Source organism: Rhodococcus sp. T7 (assembly GCF_009872365.1).
Lineage (GTDB): Bacteria > Actinomycetota > Actinomycetes > Mycobacteriales > Mycobacteriaceae > Rhodococcus_F.
Genome location: NZ_WXYH01000322.1, coordinates 130,851 through 152,932, shown reverse-complemented (window position 1 = coordinate 152,932; position 22,082 = coordinate 130,851). Strand labels below are relative to the sequence as shown.

Annotated in this window: 21 protein-coding genes; 6 read left to right on the top strand and 15 right to left on the bottom strand. The window is 69.6% G+C overall.

The window, feature by feature from the left end; genetic code table 11:
• Positions 1-13: 13 nt before the first annotated feature.
• Complete coding sequence (locus MLGJGCBP_RS25925) at positions 14-1,759, bottom strand: proline--tRNA ligase (protein ID WP_160098950.1); 1,746 nt, start codon at positions 1,757-1,759, stop codon at positions 14-16.
• 56 nt (positions 1,760-1,815) lie between these two features.
• On the opposite strand from MLGJGCBP_RS25925, the gene yaaA reads away from it, so the two are divergent.
• Positions 1,816-2,559: a peroxide stress protein YaaA gene (yaaA, locus tag MLGJGCBP_RS25920; RefSeq protein WP_160098948.1), complete on the top strand. Its 744-nt coding sequence runs from the start codon at positions 1,816-1,818 to the stop codon at positions 2,557-2,559.
• Between the two features lie 56 nt (positions 2,560-2,615).
• Here the strand turns inward: yaaA and MLGJGCBP_RS25915 are convergent, their stop codons facing one another.
• Genes MLGJGCBP_RS25915 through MLGJGCBP_RS25900 form a run of 4 tightly spaced genes read right to left on the bottom strand, consistent with a single transcriptional unit; the run spans position 2,616 to position 6,085 of the window.
• Positions 2,616-3,008 carry a universal stress protein gene (locus tag MLGJGCBP_RS25915; RefSeq protein WP_160098946.1) on the bottom strand — a complete coding sequence of 131 codons (393 nt, stop codon included), beginning with the start codon at positions 3,006-3,008 and terminating at the stop codon, positions 2,616-2,618.
• Positions 3,005-4,564 (bottom strand): tripartite tricarboxylate transporter permease, encoded by a 1,560-nt coding sequence (locus MLGJGCBP_RS25910; protein ID WP_072937858.1) that lies wholly within the window; start codon positions 4,562-4,564, stop codon positions 3,005-3,007. Before MLGJGCBP_RS25910 ends, MLGJGCBP_RS25915 begins: the two co-directional genes overlap by 4 nt.
• A 1-nt stretch (position 4,565) precedes the next feature.
• Entirely contained in the window at positions 4,566-5,099 is a 534-nt protein-coding gene (locus tag MLGJGCBP_RS25905; protein WP_160098944.1) for a tripartite tricarboxylate transporter TctB family protein, read from the bottom strand.
• Positions 5,096-6,085 (bottom strand): Bug family tripartite tricarboxylate transporter substrate binding protein, encoded by a 990-nt coding sequence (locus MLGJGCBP_RS25900; protein WP_160099049.1) that lies wholly within the window; start codon positions 6,083-6,085, stop codon positions 5,096-5,098. Before MLGJGCBP_RS25900 ends, MLGJGCBP_RS25905 begins: the two co-directional genes overlap by 4 nt.
• A gap of 67 nt (positions 6,086-6,152) precedes the next feature.
• On the opposite strand from MLGJGCBP_RS25900, the gene MLGJGCBP_RS25895 reads away from it, so the two are divergent.
• Positions 6,153-7,769, top strand: a complete 1,617-nt coding sequence (locus tag MLGJGCBP_RS25895; RefSeq protein ID WP_160098942.1) for a sensor histidine kinase — start codon at positions 6,153-6,155, stop codon at positions 7,767-7,769.
• A 30-nt stretch (positions 7,770-7,799) separates the two neighbouring features.
• Entirely contained in the window at positions 7,800-8,474 is a 675-nt protein-coding gene (locus tag MLGJGCBP_RS25890) for a response regulator (protein ID WP_160098940.1), read from the top strand.
• A gap of 33 nt (positions 8,475-8,507) precedes the next feature.
• Here MLGJGCBP_RS25890 and MLGJGCBP_RS25885 read toward each other — a convergent pair whose 3' ends face one another.
• The 10 genes from MLGJGCBP_RS25885 to mqo form a co-directional block, all read right to left on the bottom strand.
• Positions 8,508-9,269 carry a trypsin-like serine peptidase gene (locus MLGJGCBP_RS25885; RefSeq protein WP_160098938.1) on the bottom strand — a complete coding sequence of 254 codons (762 nt, stop codon included), beginning with the start codon at positions 9,267-9,269 and terminating at the stop codon, positions 8,508-8,510.
• A 62-nt stretch (positions 9,270-9,331) separates the two neighbouring features.
• Positions 9,332-9,703, bottom strand: coding sequence for a glyoxalase superfamily protein (locus MLGJGCBP_RS25880; RefSeq protein ID WP_087555712.1), 372 nt, complete (start codon positions 9,701-9,703; stop codon positions 9,332-9,334).
• Between the two features lie 55 nt (positions 9,704-9,758).
• Positions 9,759-11,192, bottom strand: a complete 1,434-nt coding sequence (locus MLGJGCBP_RS25875; RefSeq protein ID WP_236581373.1) for an MFS transporter — start codon at positions 11,190-11,192, stop codon at positions 9,759-9,761.
• A gap of 101 nt (positions 11,193-11,293) precedes the next feature.
• Positions 11,294-12,520, bottom strand: coding sequence for a uroporphyrinogen-III C-methyltransferase (gene cobA, locus MLGJGCBP_RS25870; protein WP_087555985.1), 1,227 nt, complete (start codon positions 12,518-12,520; stop codon positions 11,294-11,296).
• 47 nt (positions 12,521-12,567) lie between these two features.
• On the bottom strand, positions 12,568-12,948 hold the full coding sequence (locus MLGJGCBP_RS25865; protein ID WP_160098937.1) for a cobalamin biosynthesis protein: 381 nt from the start codon (positions 12,946-12,948) through the stop codon (positions 12,568-12,570).
• Positions 12,941-14,341: a cobyrinate a,c-diamide synthase gene (locus MLGJGCBP_RS25860; protein WP_160098935.1), complete on the bottom strand. Its 1,401-nt coding sequence runs from the start codon at positions 14,339-14,341 to the stop codon at positions 12,941-12,943. Before MLGJGCBP_RS25860 ends, MLGJGCBP_RS25865 begins: the two co-directional genes overlap by 8 nt.
• Positions 14,335-14,949, bottom strand: a complete 615-nt coding sequence (gene cobO / locus MLGJGCBP_RS25855; RefSeq protein ID WP_124392813.1) for a cob(I)yrinic acid a,c-diamide adenosyltransferase — start codon at positions 14,947-14,949, stop codon at positions 14,335-14,337. Before cobO ends, MLGJGCBP_RS25860 begins: the two co-directional genes overlap by 7 nt.
• A gap of 36 nt (positions 14,950-14,985) precedes the next feature.
• Positions 14,986-16,899, bottom strand: coding sequence for a magnesium chelatase subunit D family protein (locus MLGJGCBP_RS25850; RefSeq protein WP_160098933.1), 1,914 nt, complete (start codon positions 16,897-16,899; stop codon positions 14,986-14,988).
• A 211-nt stretch (positions 16,900-17,110) separates the two neighbouring features.
• Positions 17,111-17,620: a GNAT family N-acetyltransferase gene (locus MLGJGCBP_RS25845; protein WP_160098931.1), complete on the bottom strand. Its 510-nt coding sequence runs from the start codon at positions 17,618-17,620 to the stop codon at positions 17,111-17,113.
• A gap of 64 nt (positions 17,621-17,684) precedes the next feature.
• Positions 17,685-19,229: a malate dehydrogenase (quinone) gene (gene mqo / locus MLGJGCBP_RS25840; protein ID WP_160098929.1), complete on the bottom strand. Its 1,545-nt coding sequence runs from the start codon at positions 19,227-19,229 to the stop codon at positions 17,685-17,687.
• A 121-nt stretch (positions 19,230-19,350) separates the two neighbouring features.
• On the opposite strand from mqo, the gene MLGJGCBP_RS25835 reads away from it, so the two are divergent.
• The 3 genes from MLGJGCBP_RS25835 to MLGJGCBP_RS25825 are packed head-to-tail and all read left to right on the top strand — an operon-like array spanning position 19,351 to position 22,069.
• On the top strand, positions 19,351-20,361 hold the full coding sequence (locus MLGJGCBP_RS25835; RefSeq protein WP_087555705.1) for an alpha/beta hydrolase: 1,011 nt from the start codon (positions 19,351-19,353) through the stop codon (positions 20,359-20,361).
• Entirely contained in the window at positions 20,358-21,743 is a 1,386-nt protein-coding gene (mtr, locus tag MLGJGCBP_RS25830; protein WP_160098927.1) for a mycothione reductase, read from the top strand. The genes MLGJGCBP_RS25835 and mtr overlap by 4 nt, the downstream gene beginning before the upstream one ends.
• Positions 21,740-22,069, top strand: coding sequence for a YnfA family protein (locus tag MLGJGCBP_RS25825; RefSeq protein WP_087555703.1), 330 nt, complete (start codon positions 21,740-21,742; stop codon positions 22,067-22,069). Before mtr ends, MLGJGCBP_RS25825 begins: the two co-directional genes overlap by 4 nt.
• Positions 22,070-22,082: the final 13 nt, after the last annotated feature.

The following is a 22,082-nucleotide window of genomic DNA, read 5'->3' as shown; positions in this document are numbered from 1 at the left end:
TGGGGCGGTTTGATCAGCCCCTGACGGTCTTGACGATCTCGCTCAGCGCCGACTCGGCGGCCACCTCGCGGCTCTCGCCGGTGAAGCGGTCCCGCACCTCCACCTTGCCCTCGCCCCAGCCGCGGCCGACGACCACGACCAGCGGGACACCGAGCAGTTCGGAGTCCTTGAACTTCACGCCCGGCGACGCCTTGCGATCGTCTAGGATGACCTCGAGACCGGCCTTGTCGAGGTCGGCGGCCAGTCCCTCGGCGCCCTCGCGAGCGGTGTCGTCCTTGTTGGCGATCACCACGTGCACGTCGGCGGGCGACACCTCGGCCGGCCAGCGCAGGCCCTTCTCGTCGTGGTGCTGTTCCGCGATCACGGCGACGAGGCGGGAGACACCGACGCCGTAGGACCCCATGGTGGGCCGGACCGGCTTGCCGTTCTCGCCGAGCACGTCCACGGAGAACACGTCCGTGTACTTGCGTCCCAGCTGGAAGACGTGACCGATCTCGATGCCCCGGGCAGCGACGAGTTCACCGGCACCGTCGGGTGACGGGTCGCCGCCACGGACCTCGGCGGCCTCGATGGTGCCGTCCGGGACGAAGTCGCGGCCCGCGACGAGCCCGACGACGTGCTTGCCCTTCTCGTCGGCTCCGGTGATCCAGCTGGTGCCGTCGACGATGCGGGGGTCGACGAGGTACCGGACACCGTTGGCCTGCAGCGCCTTCGGTCCGACGTATCCCTTGACCAGGAACGGGTTGGCCTCGAAGTCCGCTTCGGTGAGCAGTTCGAACTCCGCGGGCTCGAGCGAGGCGCCGAGGCGCTTGTCGTCCACCTCGCGGTCGCCGGGAACACCGATGGCGAGCAGTTCCCACTCGCCGCCGGGCTGCCGGGTCTTGACGAGGATGTTCTTCAGCGTGTCCGCGGCGGTGACGGTCCGGCCGAGGTCGGCGTCGTTCGCCCACGCGACGAGCGTCGCGATCGTGGGGGTGTCCGGGGTGTCGTACACCTTCGCGTCGGGCAGTCCGTCGAACGGAATGGGCTCGGGAGCCAGCGTCTTCACGGCCTCCACGTTGGCGGCGTAACCGGACTCGACGCAGCGGACATAGGTGTCCTCACCGATCTCGCTCTCGGCGAGGAACTCCTCCGACGCGCTGCCGCCCATCGCACCGGACGTCGCCGACACGATCACGTACTTGACGCCGAGCCGGGCGAAGATCCGCTCGTACGCGTCGCGGTGCGCCTGGTACGACTCGGTGAGGCCCTCGTCGGTGAGGTCGAAGGAGTACGAGTCCTTCATGACGAACTCGCGGCCACGGAGAATGCCTGCCCGCGGACGCTCCTCGTCGCGGTACTTGGTCTGCACCTGATACAGGGTGACCGGGAAATCCTTGTACGAGTTGTACTCGCCCTTGACGGTGAGCGCGAACAGTTCCTCGTGGGTGGGGCCGAGCAGGTAGTCGCCGCCCTTGCGGTCCTTCAGGCGGAACAGTCCGTCGCCGTACTCGGTCCAGCGGTTGGACGCCTCGTACGGTTCCCGCGGCAGCAGCGCGGGCAGGGAGATCTCCTGCGCACCGATGCCGTTCATCTCTTCCCGCACCACCCGCTCGACCTCGCGCAGCACGCGCAGACCCAGCGGCAGCCACGAGTAGACACCGGGCGCGACTCGACGCACGTAACCGGCGCGGACCAGCAGCTTGTGGCTGGGGACCTCGGCGTCGGCGGGGTCGTCGCGCAGCGTGCGGAGGAACAGGTGGGACAGGCGGGTAATCACGGGATACCAGAATAGTCGGCTGGGACGAGGCCGGGCGCGTCGGTAGGGTTTCCTGCGTGCTGGTGCTACTTCCTCCCTCCGAAACCAAGTCCGACGGCGGCGCCGACGCGCCCCTCGACCTGGCCGAGCTGTCCATGCCGCAGCTCACCGAAACCCGCGAAATGCTTGTCCAGGCGCTGGTAACGCTTGCGGCGGACGGGGAGGCGTCGCAGCTCGCGCTCGGCCTCGGCCCCACCCAGGCCGACGAGATCGAGCGCAACGCCAAACTGTGGGTCTCCCCCACCCGGCCCGCACTCGAGCGGTACACGGGTGTGCTGTTCGGCGCGCTCGACGCGAAATCGTTCACCAGGGCGCAGAAGTCCAAGGCGCTGACGCGGCTGGCGATGGGGTCCGCACTGTTCGGTGCGGTCCGCGCCGGTGACCTGATCCCCGCCTACCGGCTGTCGGGCGGATCGAAGCTACCCGGGCTGAGCACCCTCCGGGCGTTGTGGAAGCCGGAACTGTCCCGGGCGATCACCGCCGAGGCGGACGGACTCGTCGTCGACCTGCGGTCGGGGACGTACCAGCAGCTCGGGCCGATCCCCGAGGCCGTGATCGCCACGGTTCTCACCGAGAAGCCGGACGGCACCCGGAGCGTCGTCAGCCATTTCAACAAGCATCACAAGGGTCTGCTGGCGCGTGCGCTCACCGTGTCCCGCGCCGAACCCCAGGACGTTCGCGGGGTCGCCCGGGTGGCGGCGAAGGCCGGACTCCGCGTCGAGGTGGCGTCGGACCGCGAGCTGATCATCCTCACCGACTGACCCCCACCCGTGAGTACTTATCAACCGCCGGCGGTTAACAAGTACTCACGGGTGCGTCAGCGCTCGTCGGGCTTGACGGCCAGGACCGGTTTGCGGCAGGACAGCAGCAGTCGCTGGGCGGTGCTTCCCATCAACAGCTTCCCGACCGGGGTGCGGTCGCGGATGCCGATCACGAGTAGTTCCGCGTTCGGCGCCGTCATCGCCTCGAGGATCACGTCGACGGTCTCGTCCCCGACGATCTGCCGGACTTCGTGGTCGATCCCGCTCGCGGCCAGTTTGCCTTCGAGTTCCTGCAGGTGCGCGTTGTCGGCGAACGACTGATCGGCGAGGGAGTCGCCCTTCGAGGAGTTGATCACGAGCAGCGACGTTCCGCGCAGCTGTGCCTCCGCGACGCCGTGTTCGAGGGCCGCCCCTCCGAACTGGTCGGGGGTGTATCCAACGACGATCATGCGTGTGCCTTCTCTCTGGTGTCGGTCGAGTCGCCGCCGGCCGGTCCGTCAGGGAAATCGGGTGCCGCGACGGGGTAGTGCGCGCGGACGACCTTGGCGACGAGGGGTGCGATGAGGAGCACGGCGATCACGATGTAGACGATGATCGCGACGGGCTCGGTGAACAGGCTGCCCCAGTCGCCGCCGCCGAGTTGCAGGCTCTGCCGCAGTTGCCGTTCGATGCGCGGCCCGAGGATGACGCCGATGATCAGCGGCAGCACCGGGAGCCCGAACCTCCGCATCATCAGACCCAGCAACCCGAACGTCAGCAGCAGCGCCAGGTCGAGCCATTGGAGGTTGACCGCGAACGCGCCCAGGGCGGCGAAGAACAGGATGCCCGCGTACAGGTAGGGCCGCGGGGTGCGGAGCAGCTTCGCCCACAGCGGAGCGAGCGGAAGGTTGAGCACCAGCAGCAGGAAGTTGCCGATGAACAGGCTGGCGATCAGCGTCCAGATCAGCAGCGGTTCCTTCTCGAACAGGGTCGGTCCCGGCTGGATGCCGTACGACACGAAGGCCGTCAGCATGACCGCGGCGGTGGCGTTGGTGGGTAGCCCCAGCGAGAGCATCGGCACGAGTGTGCCTGCCGCCGAAGCGTTGTTGGCGGCCTCGGGGCCTGCGACACCTTCGATGGCGCCCTTGCCGAATTCGTCCTTGTGCTTCGACAGCTTCTTCTCGGTGATGTAGGAGAGGAATGTGGGCAGTTCGGCGCCGCCCGCGGGCAGCGCACCGAACGGGAACCCGTAGGCGGTGCCCCGCAGCCACGGCTTCCAGGACCGCTTCCAGTCGCTCTTGCCCATCCAGGGCCTGCCGACGGGGATGACCTCGGCCGGTTTGCGGCGGAGGTGCGCGGCGACCCAGAGGGCCTCACCGAGCGCGAACACGGCGACCGCGACGACGACGATGTCGATCCCGTCCGACAGTTGCGGGATGCCGAACGTGGCACGCGGCTGGCCGGTGAGGAAGTCGATGCCGACCAACCCGATCGCGAGACCGAGGAGCAGGGAGATGCATCCGCGGAGTTTGGAGGTTCCGAGGACCGCGGTGACGGCGACGAGGGCGAGCAGCATGATCGCGAGGTAGGACGGCGCACCGAGGGTGACCGCGAAACTCGAGACGGCAGGCGCGAAGAGCACCAGAAGCATCGTGCCGATGGACCCGGCGACGAACGACCCGATCGCGGCGGTCGCCAGGGCCTGCGCGGCCCTGCCGGCTCTCGCCATCTTGTTGCCTTCGATCGCCGTGATCACCGAGGACGACTCGCCCGGCGTGTTCAGCAGGATCGACGTCGTCGACCCGCCGTACATGCCGCCGTAGTAGATGCCGGCGAACATGATGAACGCGGCGCTCGGGCTGACGTTGTAGGTGACGGGCAGCAGCAGGGCGACGGTCATGGCCGGTCCGATGCCCGGGAGCACACCGACCGCCGTGCCGAGCAGAACGCCGATGCAGGCGTAGAGCAGGTTCATGGGGGTGGCCGCCTGCTCGAACCCCTGCAGCAGCCAGTTCAGATTGTCCATGTCAGAGAATTCCGTCCAGAATGCCTGCGGGCAGCGGTATTCCGAGCCCGACGTAGAACGCGTAGAAGCTGCCGAATCCGAGCACGGCCCCGATCGCGATGTTGCGCACCCAGTGTCGGCTTCCCAGAATGGTTGCGGCCCCGGCGAACAGGACGGTGCCGATGATCGCCCAGCCCAGGAAGTCGACGAGCGCGATGGTCAGCACGAACAACCCGACGAGCAGACCGACCGTCTTCCAGTCGCCCGGGGAGTCCGGGTCGACGTCCTCGCCGCTGTCGGCGTCCCCGGTGGAGCCGCGCAGGATCGCGACGGCGAACACCACCGACAACACCAGCAGTCCCCCACCGATGACGAGCGGGAACAGTCGCGGGCCCACCGGGTCGACCTTCGCGAAGCCCTCGCTGAGCGACAGCGCGTCGACGACGAGGAATACCCCGATCACGGCCAGCACCGCGCACACGACGAACTGCGCGTAGTCCCTCCGCTTCGGCGCCCTGTCCGCGGAGACGACGGACGGTTCTGCGGGCGCGGTCATGCCAGCCCCAATTCGGCCAGCGTGGACGAGACCCGCTCGTCCTGGTCCCGGAGGAACTGCTCGAACTCCGGTCCCGTCATGAAGGCGTCACTCCAACCGTTCTTCACCAGGGCCTCCTTCCATTCCGGTGTGTCGTGCAACTTTTGAAGCGCCTCGACCATGTCGGCCTTGGCGCCGTCGGACAGCCCGGGCGGAGCCAGGACGCCCCGCCAGTTGGTGAAGGTCAGGTCCACCCCGGCCTCGGTGAGCGTCGGCGCGTCGACACCTTCGACGCGCTCGTTTCCCGACACCGCGAGGACCCGGACCTGGCCGGCCTCGATCTGGTCCACGTACTCGCCGAGCCCCGACGTGCCCGCGGTGATCTTCTTGCCGAGCAGGGCCGTCAGCAGGTCGCCGCCGCCGTCGTAGGACACGTAGTTCACCGCGTTCGGGTCCACTCCCACCGCGCGTGCCGTCTCCATCGGGAACAGGTGGTCGGGGCCGCCGGGCGAGGAACCGCCGCCGATGGTGATCGACGCCGGGTCGGCGCGCCAGGCGGCCACGAAGTCGTCGACGGTCTGCAGCGGTGAATCCGCGGGCACGAGAATGCCCTCCTGCTCCTCGACCACCTTGGCCAGCGCGGTGGCATCGGAGACACGGGCGGTGGAGCCGTTGGTGTAGCCGGCGCCGACGACGCCGAGGCCCATCATCATCATGAGGTCGTCGTTGCCGGCCTCGTTCATCAACCGGGCCATCGCCACCGTTCCACCTGCGCCGATCACGTTGAAGACCTCGACGCGGCCGGTGATGTCCTCGTCTTCCATGATCTTCACCGCGGTCCGCGCCGTGAGGTCGTAGCCGCCGCCCGGACTGTTCGGAACCATCATCCGCACCCTGTGCAGGCCCTCGTCCTCGCCGCGGGTGACCCCGCAGCCGGCCACTAGGAGGCCTACGAGCGCGAGCAGGAGCAGCGCGCGTACCCTGCTCCCGCTACCTGTTCTCGACATCGTTCCCCATTTCGCCATGAATGTGATCTTCCGCAATACTGAACCTCGGGCGTGATGCACGTCACCTATGCGAACGAAACGGAACTTAAGTTCATTGTGGTCACCACTTCATCCCCGCGTTCGTAGCCTCGCGGGCCAGGTCCTGCTCCTCCAGCTCGTCGTCGTCGGCGTCGTGCTGCTCGCGGTGGCCGCGGTGTCGGTCCACCAGTCGACCGTGGAATTCCGCGACCTCCAGGGGCAGCGCATGATCGCGGTGGCCGAGAACGTAGCGTCGACGCCGGTGGTGCGCGACCAGCTGTCGGACCGCTCCGTCGAGCGGGTGCTGGCACCGGAGGTCGATCGCGCCGTCAACCTGTCGGGCGCCACGCTCGCCGAGATCGTCGCGCCGAACGGGGGGGTCACCGTGTCGTCGGACCCGACCCGGCTCGGGGTTCCCGCGGAACTCGGCGCCAGCGACGTGATGACCGGACGCGCCTGGTCGGGCGACGTGGACGTCGACGGACGCCACGCCATCGTCGGACACGTCCCGATCCTGTCCGCCACCGGGGACGTCCTCGCGGTCGTCTCCGTCAGCGACGACTACCCGTCCATCTGGGACCTGCTCAGCAGCGCGGGGGCGCGCCTGCTCCTGTATCTCGGAATCGGCGCCGGTCTGGGGCTGCTCGGCTCGTGGCTGCTGTCGCGCCGGATCAAGACCCACACCCGCGGACTCGAAATCGCCGATATCGCAAGCCTCGCCGACCATCGCGAGGCCCTGCTGCACAGCATCCGCGAGGGGGTGGTCGCGGTGAACCCCGACGGAGTGATCACCGTGCTCAACGACAGCGCCCAGGAACTACTCGACCTCACCAGCGACGCCGTCGGCAGGCACGTCGACGACGTCGCGCTCGACCCCGCTGTGCGGCAGTATCTCCTCACCGGGGAGGACGGCCGCGACGTGGTGCTGTCGACGTCGTCGCGGATGCTCGCGCTGAGCCGCCGCGCCGCGACCAGCCAGGGCCACAAGATCGGCACCGTCACCACGATGCGCGACAGCACCGAACTGGCGTCGATGCAGAGCCAGCTGTCTTCGCACAAAAGTGTCACCGACACCCTGCGGGCGCAGACGCACGAGTTCGCCAATCAGCTGCACACGATCTCGGGGCTGACACAGCTCGGCGACTACGACGCGGTCACCGAGTTCGTCGGCACCCTCACCCGCCGCCGGGCGGAGATCAGTGATGCTGTCACGCAACGTATCTCGGATCCGGCCGTGGCCGCGCTGCTGATCGCGAAGACGTCGCTCGCCGCGGAGACCGGAGTGGCACTGACGCTGGAACCGGACTCGCACCTGCACGCCCTCGACCCCGAACTCGCCACCGACGTGATCACCGTGCTAGGCAACCTCATCGACAACGCCGTCGACGTGTCCGAGGGCGGCCGGGACGCGCGGATCTCGATCCGGATCACCGACGACGACGGCATTCTCATCGAGGTCGCCGATTCCGGCCCCGGAGTTCCCGAGACGATGCGGGAGGAGATCTTCTCCCGCGGGGTCACCTCGAAACCCGGCACACCCGGCGGCCGCGGAATCGGTCTCGCCCTGGTCCGTCTCGTCAGCTCCCAGCACGGCGGGTCCGCGGCCGTCTCGGACGCACCCGGCACCGGTGGTGCCTTGTTCACCGTCCACGTGCCGCGTAGCTAGACTCTCCGACCATGACGGGACGGCGTGGCGATGTATGAGGTCCTGGTCGTCGACGACGACTTCATGGTCGCGGAGATCCACCGCCGATTCGTCGACAAGACACCGGGGTTCACCACCGTCGGGGTGGCGCGGACCGCCGCGGAGGCCCTCGAATCGGTGCGCACCGGCAACCCCGACCTCGTGCTCCTGGACGTGTATTTGCCGGACATGTCCGGCCTCGACGTCCTGCAGCGACTGCGCGCCGAGGGCAATGCCGTCGGCGTCATCATGATCACCGCCGCCCGGGAGATCGACACCGTCAGCCGGGCACTGCACGGCGGCGCCTCCGACTATCTGGTCAAGCCGTTCGACTACACGCAGCTGCAGGAGAAGCTCGAGAACTTCCGGCGCCGCGCCCGCGCCCTCGAATCACAGTCCGGCGCAGACCAATCACTGATCGACTCCCTCTTCGGCGGCAAGGGCAGGAATCCGGAGCCGAGCAGGCTCCCGAAGGGACTCAGCGTCGAAACCGGCCGCCTCGTGCTCGACATCCTGCGGTCGAAGGGCGAACTGTCGTCGACCGAGTGCGCCGAACTCGCCGGACTCTCCCGGGTCAGTGTGCGCCGCTATCTCGAGCACTATCTGTCCGAGGGACTGCTGGAGGTCCGCCTCGAGTACGGGGGTGCGGGCAGGCCCGTGCGCCGGTACCGTCCCGCACCCCGCTGACCCCGGACTCCGGACTCCGGACTCCGGACTCCGTCAGGATCGGGTGCAGGTGCCGGGCAGCGCGAACGGTGTCGAGTCGCCCGCGCCGCGGCTCTCCGCGCGCTGCAGCAGGTCGAGCGTCGCGGCGCCGAAGGCCGGCGAGTAGGACACCGAGTCGGTGCACCCGCCGTGGTCCAGGCCCCCGACGAGGGCGACGACCCGCGGACCCGCCACCCACGGGCCACCGCTCGTTCCGTCGCCGAGACCGTTGCAGACCACCGTCGGAAAGCTGTCCGTCGACGTGGTCGCGGCCGTGCACGACACCGGACTGTCGCCCAGCGTCGGATAGCCGGTGACCGCCACCGTGGTCTCGGCTGCCGGGGCGGGTGCCAGTTCGAAGCCGCCACCGACCACCGATTCGATGGAGGCGGGCACGGTGGTTCCACTCGGCGCCACGCGGAGGACGGCGTAGTCGTGCTGGGGATCCTGCGACTCCAGCCAGGCCGGGTCGACGTAGATCTGGGACACCGTCCACACACCGAACGGGGCCACGCCGCGGTCGTATCCGGGCGCGAACGACAGGGCGCCGCCGGACCCCGCGATGCAGTGCGCGGCGGTGAGCACGAGGTCGCCGTCCGTGCTGTCCAGTACAGAGCCGGTGCAGACATGGATCGGCGTGCCGGCCAGGAACAGCGGACCGACGCGTGGGTCCGGTGCGGCGGGCGCGGCGGTGGCCGGGACCCCGGCCACCCAGGCAGCCAGCAGAAGGACCGCTGCGACTGCCCCCGTGCCGAACGAGCGGGAGGGTGTGAGCACAGGACCATCATGCTCCGCCCGGCGTGCGCGGGCGGGCCGATTTCTGCTGCCCGCCGTACGGGTCAGCCGCGTTGCGGAAGCTGCTGCAGCGCCCACTGGTTGCCGTCGGGATCGGCGAAGTACACGAAACGCCCCCACGCCAGATCCTGAACCTCGCTGACGGGAACACCGCGGGACGACAGTTCCGCGTGGGCGGCATCGGCGTCGTCGATGACGATCTGCAACCCGTGCACCGAGCCGGGCGGCGTGTCGACCAGGCCCTCGCCGACGGCGATCGAGCACGCCGAACCGGGCGGGGTGAGCTGGACGAACCGCACATTCTCGTCCACGCGGTGATCGTGGTCGACGACGAAGCCGACCTGGTCGGCGTAGAACGCCTTGGCCCGGTCCACGTCGGACACCGGCAGGATGATCAGCTCGATTTTGAAGTCCATGACCGGATGCTAGCGACGGTCTCCGACAACCGGGCCGAAACTGGCCGGCCCACGCTCACGCCTGCTGCGCGGCCTTCTCGGCGGCCTGCGCCTGCGCGACCTGTTGCGGGGTGAAGCGGATGAACAGCGCGGCGAATCCGGCGATGAGGGCGCAACCGGCGCTGCCGACGAGGGCGAAGGTGTAGCCGTTGCCCAGTGCCTCGAGTTGCGCCGGGTTCATGTCCGCGACCTTGCCGGAGATGCCGCCGAGCGACAGGGTGCGCGAGGTGGCCATCGCCCCGATGACGGCGAGGGCGAGGGGGCCTCCGAGCGTCTGCGCCACCTGCGCGATGGCGGCGAGTGGACCGATCTCGGTTTCCGACACTCCGGCGATGGCGCACAGCGGGAGCGGGACGACGGCGAGTCCGACGCCGAACCCGATCCCGATGACCGGTACGAACAGGTTGGCCAGGTAGGTGGCGGAACTGTCGAGGGTCGACCCGTACAGCAGCCCGACCACCATGATCGCGGCGCCGGCGACCACCAGCCATCGCGGCTGGATCCGCACGGCGAGCTTGGACGCCACCGCGGCGGCGCTGCCGAGGCCGAACGCGAACGGGATGAACGCGAGCCCCGCTTCGAGGGGGCTGTAGCCGAGGATGTCCTGGACGAACAACGCCACGAACGCGGCGACCGTGAACATGACGGCACCGGCGAAGAAGATCGCGACGAGCGTCGCCACCCGGTTCTTGTCGTGGAACAGCGAGAACGGCAGCAGCGGGTTGTCGGCGGTCCGTTCGACGTAGAGGAACGCGCCGAACAGCAGCAGTCCGGCGACGAGCGCGCCGACCACGTACGGACTGCCCCAGCCGAGTTCCGGGCCCTCGGTGAGCGCGAACACGACCCCCGTCGCGGCGACCGTCGCGAGGACCGCCCCGGGAACGTCGAGAGCCAGGCGTTCGCCCGCGGTCTCCTTGAGCGCCACGAACGCGCACCCCACGATGACGACCCCGATGGGCACGTTGATGAGGAAGATCAGGCGCCACGACACCTCGGTGAGGGCGCCGCCGATGATCAGGCCCGCGATCGACCCGATGCCCGTCATGGCCGCGAAAATCGCGATGGCCTGGTTACGCGCGGGTCCGGCCGCGAACGTGGTCGCGACCAGGGCCAGCGCCGTCGGCGACGCCACCGCGGCGCCGACGCCTTGCAGGAACCGGGCCGCGATCAGCATGAACTCGCCCACCGCGAGGCCGCACAACAGTGAGGCGACGGTGAACAGGGCGACACCGCCGACGAACATCTTCTTCCGGCCGAACGCGTCACCGAGCCGTCCGCCCAGCAGCATGAGGCCACCGAACGCGAGCGCGTACGACGTGAGCACCCAGTTGCGACCGCTGTCGCTCAGACCCAGGTCGGCCTGCAGCGGCGCGAGCGCCAGGTTGGCGACGGTGCCGTCGAGGACCACCATCATCTGCAGCCCGCTCAGCACGACGATCGCCAGCCCCATCACGCGGGTGGCGGCGGGCGGATTCACCGCGGTTCTCGCCGCAGACGGGTTCGACGACGGCGCGCCTTCGGGTACTCGGGATTCAGACACGGGGGTTCACGTTACCCAGCGTCCACAGAAAACCCGGCCACGGGCCCGATGACCACGATGGCGGGGGGACGGATCTGCTCTTCCTTGACCCGCGCGGCGACGGTCTGGAGATCGGCCCGGAGGGTGCGCTGCGTCCGGAGGGTTCCCTCCTGGATCACCGTGACCGGGGTGTCCACGGGACGCCCGCCGTCCATCAGGACCGTCGCGAACGCCTCGATGCGTTCGACGGCCATCAGCAACACGATCGTGCCCTTCAACCGGGCCAGCGCCGACCAGTCGACGAGTGAATCCGGGTGGTCGGGGGCGACGTGACCGCTGACGACGACGAACTCGTGGGTGACGCCTCGATGCGTGACCGGGATGCCTGCGGCCGAGGGCACGGAGATGGCGCTGGTGATGCCGGGGACGACCGTGACGGGCACACCCGCGGCGGCGCACGCCTCCAGTTCCTCGTAGCCGCGCCCGAACACGTACGGGTCGCCGCCCTTGAGTCGCACCACGAACTTGCCGGCCTTCGCGCCGTCGATGAGGGCGGCGTTGATCGCCTCCTGCGCCATCGCGCGGCCGTAGGGAATCTTCGCGGCGTCGATGACCTCGACGTCCGAGCCCAGTTCGGCGAGCAGTTCCGGCGGGGCGAGGCGGTCGGCGACCACCACGTCGGCACGGGCGAGCAGTCGGCGGCCGCGCACGGTGATGAGGTCGGGGTCGCCCGGGCCGCCGCCGACCAGTGCGACGCCGGCCGCGGGCGACTCGGCCGTGTCGGCGACCGCACCGGACTGCAACCCCTCGACGAGGGCGGTGCGCACGGCCGCGGACCGGCGGTGGTCGCCGCCCGCCAGCACACCGATGCTCATCCCGTCGTAGCTCGCGCTCGCCGGGGTGACGGCCGTCCCGTAGCGGGCGTTGTCGGCGCGCACGCAGAACACGCGGTTCCGTTCGGCCTCGGCGACGATCGCGGCGTTGGTGTCCGGTTCGTCGGTGCACGCGATGGCGTACCAGGCGTCGGCGAGGTCGCCGTCCCGGTATTCGCGAAGTTCCACTGTGATCTGTCCCGCAGTCGCCATGCCCTCGACCGCCGGTGTGACCTCGCGGCTGATCAGATGCACCCGCGCGCCCGACGCGATCAGGAGCCCGAGCCTGCGCTGTGCCACCGTTCCGCCACCGACCACGACCACACGACGATCGGCCAAATTGAGTCCGACCAGGTAGTTGGTCTCGTCTCCGGTGGCAGCAGTCACGCGCTCTCCCCGTTTCTCCTGAAATTCCTGCACGGCTTGTCTCGAACCTACGAAACTTTACGGGCTGCCGCGACGACGACGCCATTCGCGGACCACTTGGTCACGATCAGCGGCCCACCGCCCGCGCCGAGCACGGCCGCCGCTTCCGCGACGCTCGGCGATCCCGTCGCCGAGTGCACCCGGTCCGACGGGTTGGCCACCTCGACGGCGGCGAGTTCGCCCGCCGCGAATCCGCGGACGGGGACGCCCAACTCCGACGCGGCGTCCAGGAGGGCCGGTTCCGCTGCCTTGCGGTCGAGGGTGCACAGGCAGTGCAGCGCCGCGTCCGAACCGTGGTGCGCAGACGCCAGCACGTGCCGGACGGCGGCGACGATGTCGGCGCGGCCTGCTGCCGCGCGGAAGCCGACGCCGACGCAGACGTCAGCCATGAGCGGAGAACGTGCGCGCCGCGGCAACGAAACGGGCGACCGCCTGCGGGTGACCGGCGGGATGGGTGTGCAGGTACGAGGCGTGCACACCGCCGCGCACGAAGCCCTCGCGCGCCGGGGGGCCGTCCCAGGGGCGCCATCCCCACGCCGGCGCGAAGCCGTCCGCCTCCGCCGCGGCGAGCCACGTGCGATGGAAGTGGACGCCGACCACCCGCTCACCCGCCGCAAAGAGGATGGAGTCCGTCACGGCCACCGCTTCGCGGTAACCGAGCGTCAGGCGAGACCCGAACATGGCGTCCACCCCGACCACCGAGGCCATCTCGTGGCCGTCGAGGGTGCGCGCGAGGTAGAGAAGACCGGCGCATTCGGCGTGGATCGGCGCCCCCGCGGTGGCGAGTTCGCGGATCTGCGCCAGGAGCGCGGCGTTCCCGGCGAGCGCGACGGCATGCTCCTCGGGGAAACCGCCGGGCAGCACCACGCCGCTCGTACCGGGCGGCAACGGATCGTGCAGGGGGTCGAACGTGGTCACGTCCGCACCGGCCGCGCCCAGGAGTTCGCGGTGCTCGGCGTACCCGAACGTGAACGCGCGCCCCCCGGCGATCGCCACGGTGGGTCGCGGGCCGGGCGGTGGTGATCCGACCTCGGCGACGGGGTCCCACACCGGGCCGTCGACCGTCGAGGACGCGAGCGCGCGGATCGCCGGAAGGTCGAGGTGGCGGGCGGCGAGGCGGGTCATCGCGTCGACGGCGTTGACCGCGTCGGCGCCGTGTTCGGCGGCCGGGATCAGCCCGAGGTGGCGTGAGGGGACTTCCAGTTCGGCCATCCGCGGCACGGCGCCGAGCACGGGGAGCCCGACGCGGTCGCACGCCTGCCGCAGCACCTGTTCGTGCCGCGGGCTGCCCACCCGGTTGAGAATCACTCCGCCGATGCGGACACCGGAGTCGTACGTCGAGAAGCCGTGCAGGACCGCCGCGAGGCTCTGACTGTGGCCGCGGGCGTCCACCACGAGCACCACGGGCGCACCGAGCAGCGCGGCCACCTGGGCGGTCGATCCCTCGGCCGACGGCTCGTGGGACGCGGCGTCGATCTTGCCGTCGAACAGGCCCATGACGCCCTCGACAACCGCGAGGTCGCACCCCGAACTCCCGTGCCGGTACAGCGGGGCGATCCGCTCCGCGCCGACCATGACCGGGTCGAGGTTGCGTCCCGGACGTCCCGCCGCGAGCCCGTGGTAGCCGGGGTCGATGTAGTCGGGGCCGACCTTGAACGGCGCCACCGCACAGCCGGACTCCCGCAGCGCTCCCACCAAACCGGTTGCGACGGTGGTCTTTCCGCTGCCCGACGCGGGTGCGGCGATGACCACCGCGGGCACCGTCGGGAGGGTGATCACCACTCGATGCCTCGCTGGCCCTTCCGGCCGGCGTCCATCGGATGCTTGATCTTGGTCATCTCCGTCACCAGATCCGCCGCGTCGATCAGCGCCTGCGGGGCGTCGCGGCCCGTGATCACCACGTGCTGGTTACCCGGCCGGTTCCGCAGGACCTCGACCACCTCGTCGACGTCCACCCACCCCCACTTCAGGGGATACGTGAACTCGTCGAGCACGTAGAAGCGGTGCTCCTCGGCGCCCAGCCTGCGCGCGATCTCGGTCCACCCTTCGGCGGCCGCGGCGGCGTGGTCTTCCTCGCTGCCGTGCTTACGCGTCCACGACCAGCCCTCGCCCATCTTGTGCCACTGCACCGCGCCGCCGACACCGGTGTCGTCGTGCAGTTGGCCGAGCGCGCGGAAGGCCGCTTCCTCCCCCACCTTCCACTTGGCGCTCTTGACGAACTGGAACACCCCGACGTCGAATCCCTGATTCCAGGCGCGCAGCGCCATGCCGAACGCGGCCGTCGACTTCCCCTTGCCCGGTCCGGTGTGGACCGCGAGCACGGGAGCGTTGCGCCGCTGACGCGTGGTGAGGCCGTCGTTCGGAACGTTCTCGGGAACACCCTTGGGCATGTGTCTTCTCTCTCCCTACCGAATTCCGTGTCCGGGTCAGGCCGCGGCGCGGACGACGCCCGCGACCTGCTGCGCGGACAATTCGCCGAGCCGGACGTAACCACCCCGCAGCAGGCGGGACAGCTCCGCGGCCAGCCCGAGCCGGACCATCCCGGTCTCGCAGTCGACGACCACCGACGCGACCGCGCTGTCGGCGAGCAGCCCCGCGGCCACCTTCGCCCGGTGCAGTGCATCCTTGCCGCCGGTCGCCCGACCGTCGGTCAGCGCGACGACGAGGGCGCGGCGCTGCGGGTCGCGGAGCCGTTCCCGCAACACGACCTCGCGCGCGCGCAGAAATCCTTCTGCCAGTGGCGATTTGCCGCCCGTCTTCATTCCCTGCAGACGGCGGACGGCGATGTCGACCGATGAGGTGGGCGGCAGGACGAGTTCCGCGGCACGCCCGCGGACCGTGATCACCGCAACCTTGTCACGGCGCTGGTAGGCGTCGCGGAGCAGTGAGACGACGGCGCCGGTCACGGCCGACAACCGGTCACGGGCCGCCATCGACCCGGACGCGTCCACCACGAACACCACGAGGTTGCCCTCACGGCCTTCGCGGATCGCTCCGCGCAGATCGACGGAATCGAGGATCATCCGCCCGGCGGTCCGGCCCCGGGCCACCTGCTGCCCGGCGGCGGCGAACAGCGTACCGACCAGGTGGAGTCCGTGCCCCGACTCGGCGGTCGAGCGCACCGCGCGACCGCGAGACGAGCGGGAACGGGAACGCCTGCCGGGCGCGCCCTCGCCGACCCCGGGTACCTCGAGCAACTTGGTGGTGAACTGGGTGCCGGTCGGCCCGGCCGGGCGCTCCGGCGGTGCCGGTGCGCCGCCTCCGGGCCCGTCGGGATCGTCGGGTCCCTCGGGGTCGGTGTTCGTGCCGTCCGCCGCGGGCGGTGCGCCGGGCGGAGATCCGGGTTCCTGCTCCGGCGGTTCCCCGGCGCCGGACCGCGCGTCCTCGTCGGCCTGCCGGAGAGCGTCGTCGAGTTGCTGTTCGTCGAGACCGGGTTCGTCGAACGGATCCCGTCGGCGACGGTGCGGCAGGGTCAGTTCGGCGGCCACCCGCACGTCCTCCGCCTCGACGGCCCCCGCGCCCCGCCACGCGGCGTGCGCGGTCGCGGTGCGGGCGAGAACGAGATCGGCGCGCATGCCGTCCACATCGAACGACGCACAGAGAGAAGCGATTCGGCGCAACTCGACGTCGTCGAGCACGACGGCGTCGAGCCGGTCGCGGGCCTCGAGGATGGCGGCGGCGAGGGCGGCGTCCTGCTCGGCGTAGCGCTCGACGAACCCTGCGGGATCGCGTTCGAAGTCCAGACGACGCCGGACCACCTCCATGCGCACGTCCACCTCCCGCGACGCCGCGACGTCGACGGCGAGCCCGAACCGGTCGAGGAGCTGCGGCCGGAGTTCGCCCTCCTCCGGATTCATCGTGCCGACCATGACGAACCGGGCGGCGTGCGAATGCGAGATGCCGTCCCGCTCGACGTGGACGCGGCCCATCGCCGCCGCGTCGAGGAGCACGTCCACCAGGTGGTCGTGCAGGAGATTGACCTCGTCGACGTAGAGCACACCCTGATGAGCGGCCGACAACAGTCCGGGTTGGAACGCGCGCTCACCGTCGCGCAGCACCTTCTCGAGATCGAGGGAACCGACGACGCGGTCTTCCGTGGCTCCGACGGGCAACTCGATCAGCCGCGCCGGGCGGGTGCCGTTCTCGTCCTGCACCGCCGGCAACAGGGCGGTCAGAGCGCGGACGACCGTCGACTTGGCCGTCCCCTTCTCACCGCGGACGAGGACGCCGCCGATACCGGGATGGACAGCGCAGAGGACGAGCGCCAGCCGCAACCGGTCCTGCCCGACCACCGCACTGAACGGAAATCCCCACGAAAAGTCGGGTCGAACCTGGTCCACTTCACGATCCGTACGCACGCTGCATCCCTTCACGTCCCGGTTTCCTCGCCGAGAGCTTTGGCCGGTACGAACGCCGCGGCAATCTGGCTGGGAGACCGGATCGGCAACCAGGGTGGTGGCAGCCGGTCAGAGATCCGTCACAGTGGCGGGACCGCGCCTGATTCGAACAGGACTTCCCCGCGGACATTCACCTGACGACCCTAGTCGGCGCTCACTTCCCGGCGCTCGACGGGGCCGCCTCCGCCACCTCGTACGCCTGGGCCACAGCACCGCCGCCGCGACGCATGGGGACGTGCGGAATGCCGTCCTCGACGAACTCTTCGCCGTCCGGCCGGAAACCGTGCTTGGCGTACATGTCCACCAGGTACGTCTGCGCGTTGATGCGGCACGGCGCGTCACCGACCTCGGCGAGCGCGGCGCGCAGCAGACGCGTGGTGTGTCCCTGACCGCGCGCAGGCCGCGCCGTGCACAGCCGGCCGATGCGGAACGACTTGTTGCCGTCGGCGTGCTCCTCGAGGAGGCGGAGCGTGCAGACCACCTGACCGTCCTGCTCCAGCCAGAAGTGGCGCGTCTCGGCCAGCAGGTCCCGGCCGTCGAGTTCCGGGTACGGGCACGCCTGCTCGACGACGAAGACCTCTACGCGGAGCTGGAGCAACTCGTAGAGCGTCTTGTTGTCGAGATCGAGTGCCCACGAACGCTTGAGTGCTGCAGTTGCCGTCATGACAGGCAACTATCGCACAGCGCCCGCGAGTGTGCGCGCCCGTGGACCTCGGCCGGGCGGTCGGTCAGACCGCGACCGACGCGTCCTCGACCTTGCTGGTGTCGAGCTGGAGCACCTTCGACGTCCAATCCCACACCTGCGAGAACAGGCCGGTGTCTTCGGAGAGCTTGATGCCGAGCGAGGGCACCATTTCCTGGAGCTTCGGCTTCCACGACTCGTACTGGGTCGGGAAGCAGCGCTGCAGCACGTCGAGCATGGCGGGCACCGCGGTGGACGCACCGGGCGACGCGCCGAGCAGGCCCGCGATGCTGCCGTCGCCGGCGTTGACGACGGCGGTGCCGAATTCGAGGACGCCACCCTTGCCCTTGGCCCGGCGGATGACCTGGACGCGCTGGCCCGCGGTGATCAGCTCCCAGTCCTTGCCGAGCGCCTTCGGGACGAACTCCCGGAGGGTCTCGATGCGGCCGGCCTCGGACATCGCGAGCTCACTGATCAGGTACTTGACGAGACCGAGTTCGCTGACGCCGACGCCGAGCATCGACAGCAGGTTGTTCGGCTTGACCGAGCTGGGCAGGTCGGTGACGCGGCCCTGCTTGAGGAACTTGGGCGACCAGCCGGCGTACGGACCGAACAGCAGTCCCGGCTTGTTGCCGATCACGCGGGTGTCGAGGTGCGGAACCGACATGGGGGGCGCTCCGACGGCGGCCTTGCCGTAGACCTTGGCGCGGTGCTGGTCGATGAGCTCCGGGTTGGTGCAGCGCAGGAACGCGCCGCTGACGGGGAACCCACCGAAGCCCTTGGCCTCCTCGATGCCGGACTTCTGCAGCAGGTGCAGTGCACCGCCGCCGGCGCCGACGAACACGAACTTGGCGCGCACGACCTTCTTCGCACCGTTGCGGCGGTTGGTGACCTTGACCACCCAGCTGCCGTCGGACTGCTTGGTGAGGTCGGTGACCTCGTGCCCGAAGTGGACGACGCCGCCGGACGCGCCGACGTAACCGAGGAGCTGCTTGGTGAGGGCGCCGAAGTCGACGTCGGTGCCGTCCTGGGTCCAGTTGAGGGCGATCGGATCGCTGAAGTCGCGGCCCTTCGCCATCAACGGCAGGCGACGGGTGAACTCGTCGGGGGCGTCGATGTACTCCATGCCCGCGAACAGGGGGTGGCCGGCGAGGGCGTCGTAGCGGGCCCGCAGGTACTTCGCGTTGGCCTCGCCGTGCACGAAGCTCACGTGCGGGATGGGGTTGATGAACTCCTTGGGCTGCGTCAGCACACCGGTCTCGACGCCGTGCGCCCAGAACTGCCGCGACACCTGGAACTGCTCGTTCACGTTGACGGCCTTCGTGATGTCCACGCTGCCGTCGGCGTTCTGCGGGGTGTAATTGAGCTCACACAGTGCGGAGTGCCCGGTGCCCGCGTTGTTCCACGGGTCGCTGCTCTCGGCGGCTACTGCGTCGAGCCGCTCGAATGTGGTGATCGACCAATCGGGCTGCACCTGACGCAGGATCGCCCCCAGCGTCGCGCTCATGATGCCCGCGCCAACCAGCACTACATCCGTTTTCGTCTCTACCGCATTCTGATCTGACACTGGAGTATCGACTTCCTTGTCCATAGCCGTACGCGCATACGCCTGCCGTGTTCGCCGGATAGGTTACCCGCGCGTATGAGCGAAAATCACCTGCCCCAATTGTGCGCCTCCCCGCACCCCCGAAACGCACATTAGATTGTGATCTGTGACTACTTGGGCTCCCGACGTTCTCGGCGACGGTTATCAACAGCTGACCATCCCTCTCGGTACCGACCCCGACGGCGAGGGCGAGGTGAAGGCGACACTGATCCGCTACCAGCCCGCGCAGGAAACGAAGAAGACCGGCCGTGCCGTGCTCTACGTCCACGGATTCACCGATTACTTCTTCCAGAAGCACCTGGCCGAGCACTTCGCCGAACAGGGTTATGCGTTCTTCGCACTCGATCTGCGCAAGTGCGGGCGCTCGCTCGAACCGGGACAGACGCCGCACTTCGTCTCCGATCTGAGCCTCTACGACGCCGAACTGGACGAGGCGTTGCGCCAGGTCCGGGAACAGACCGCCGACGGCGAGGTTCTGCTGGTCGCGCATTCGACGGGCGGCCTGGTGCTGCCGTTGTGGCTGCACCGCCTGCAGCGCAAGGCGGGCGGCACCGCGGCCCTCGGCATCAGCGGGGTCATCCTCAACAGCCCGTGGTTCGATCTGCAGGGTCCGTCGTACCTGCGGAACGTCGGGACGGTGGCCGTCGACGCGGTCGGGCGGGTCAAGCGCAAGTCGATCATCCCGAAGACCGGGCTCGACACGTACGGCGTGAGCCTGCACGTCGAGGGCAACGGCATCTGGAACTACAACCTCGACTGGAAGCCGCTGAGCGGTTTCCCCGTCACGTTCGGGTGGCTGCGCGCGGTGCGCCGCGGGCACGCGCAGTTGCACCGGGGACTCGACATCGGGGTTCCGGCCCTGATCCTGCGTTCCAAGGCGTCGTACTTCGCGCCGCGATACGACCCCCGGGTCGACACGGCGGACGCCGTCCTCGACGTCCGGCAGATCGCACGCTGGGCGGGGTGCCTGGGCGACCGCACGACGATCGTGCCGATCGCGGGCGCCCGGCACGACGTGTTCCTGTCCGCCGACCAGCCCCGCGCCGAGGCATTCGCCGAGGTGGACCTGTGGCTCGAGTGGCTGCACGGCCACAACGCGGCGGAGGCGAACCGGTGACCCATTTCGATCTGGCGATCATCGGCTCGGGGTCCGGCAACTCGCTGCCCGACGAACGGTTCGCGGACATGAAGGTCGCGATCCTGGAGGAGGGCACGTACGGCGGGACGTGCCTGAACGTGGGCTGCATCCCGACGAAGATGTTCGTCTACGCCGCGGAAGTGGCGCGCACGGTCACCGGTTCCGCCAAGTACGGCGTCGACGCGCAACTCGAGGGTGTGCGCTGGCCGGACATCGTCAAACGGGTCTTCGGCCGCATCGACCCGATCTCGGCCGGCGGGGAACGCTACCGCGCCGAGGACAGCCCGAACACGACGCTGTTCCGCGGGCACGCGACGTTCGTGGGTCCGCGGACCCTCGACACCGGGACCGGAGAGGTGATCACGGCCGATCAGGTGGTGATCGCCGCGGGATCGCGGCCGATCATCCCCGACGTCGTCCACGAATCGGGTGTGCCGTTTTACACGAACAACGACATCATGCGGCTGCCGGAACTGCCCGAGCGGATGGTGATCATCGGCGCGGGATTCATCGCCGCCGAGTTCGCGCACGTGTTCTCCGCGCTGGGCACCCGGGTGTCGCTGATCGCACGCAGTCCCCGCCTGCTGCGCCACCTCGACGAGGACGTCTCCCGCCGATTCACGGATCTCGCCGAGCAGAAATGGGACGTGCACCGCGGGCACGCCGTGGCGGCCGTGCGCCGGGACGGTGACGGCGTCGCCGTCGAACTCGCGGATGGCACCGTCGTCACGGGCGACGTTCTGCTGGTGGCCACCGGCCGGCAGTCGAACGGGGACGCCGTCGGGGCCGCCGCCGGTGGCGTCGACCTCGACGACGAGGGACGCGTCGTGGTCGACGAATTCCAACGGACCAGTGCCGAAGGTGTTTTCGCGCTCGGGGACGTCTCCTCGCCGTACCAGCTCAAGCATGTCGCCAACCACGAGGCCCGGGTCGTTCAGCACAATCTGCTGCAGGACGCGTGGAAGGACACGTCGGGGCTGCGCGCCTCGGACCACCGGTTCGTTCCCGCCGCCGTGTTCACCGACCCGCAGATCGCGCACGTCGGGCTGACCGAGGCCGAGGCCCGGGAGGCCGGCTGGGACGTCACGGTCAAGGTGCAGGCGTACGGCGACGTCGCGTACGGGTGGGCGATGGAGGACGACGAGGGTCTCTGCAAGGTCGTCGCCGAACGGGGCACCGGGCGTCTGCTGGGGGCCCACGTGATCGGCGCCCAGGCGCCGACAGTGATCCAGCCGCTGATCCAGGCGATGAGCTTCGGTTTGACGGCGCAGCAGATGGCACGCGGACAGTATTGGATCCACCCGGCGATGCCCGAAGTGGTCGAGAACGCTCTCCTCGGCCTCGACGTGCCGTTCGAGTGACGGTTGCCAGATCCGTCGCGCTGTTCGCCGTCGCGGCACTGTTCGAGATCGGCGGCGCGTGGCTGGTGTGGCAGGGCGTTCGCGAGCACCGGGGCTGGATCTGGATCGGGGCCGGTGTCGCGGCGCTCGGAGCGTACGGGTTCGTCGCGACGATGCAGCCGGATGCAAACTTCGGCCGCATCCTCGCCGCCTACGGCGGGGTGTTCGTCGCGGGCTCGCTGATCTGGGGCATGGTGGCCGACGGTTTCCGCCCGGACCGCTGGGACGTCTCGGGCGCCCTCATCTGCCTGCTGGGCATGGCTGTCATCATGTACGCCCCACGCTGAGCCCGGCCGGGCT